The organism is Oribacterium sp. HCP3S3_B9, assembly GCF_052064255.1.
Classification (GTDB): Bacteria; Bacillota; Clostridia; order Lachnospirales; family Lachnospiraceae; genus Oribacterium.
This window is the reverse complement of sequence record NZ_JBQHVY010000089.1, coordinates 1-361: the sequence shown is the minus strand read 5'-3', so window position 1 is coordinate 361 and position 361 is coordinate 1. Positions and strand designations below refer to the sequence as shown.

1 protein-coding gene is annotated in these 361 nt (G+C 56.5%); it reads right to left on the bottom strand.

Annotated features, from left to right (window positions below; genetic code table 11):
- Nucleotides 1–333 (bottom strand): DUF6431 domain-containing protein (locus tag ACTNC3_RS11575; protein ID WP_441227524.1); only part of this gene is annotated, 333 nt, incomplete at its 3' end.
- Between the last annotated feature and the right edge of the window lie 28 nt (nucleotides 334–361).

Genomic DNA, 361 nt, shown 5'->3' with positions numbered 1-361 from the left:
CTCATACGCCACAGCGCGGAGATATCCCTCGATGCGCTCCAGATTCTTCTGCAGCCACTGGAGCCAGAGCAGCATAGTCTCACCACATGGGTAGTCTTCGGAATCCAGGTCGTCCGGCGTGACGACCTTCTCGAGAACACCGCTGATCACCTCACTGTCGTAGTGCTTGTACGGCAGTACTACACTGGGGAGCTCATTGTGAAGCTTCATGCATTTGTTGCACCGGAACCGGCGGATCATCAGCCACTTCCGGGTACCGCCTTCGCCCTTCATGATACGGCGCTTGCGATCACGGTAGACCAGCTTGCCACGACAGGACGGGCACGGAGGGATGGCATCATTGCTCTCAACATAAAAAACC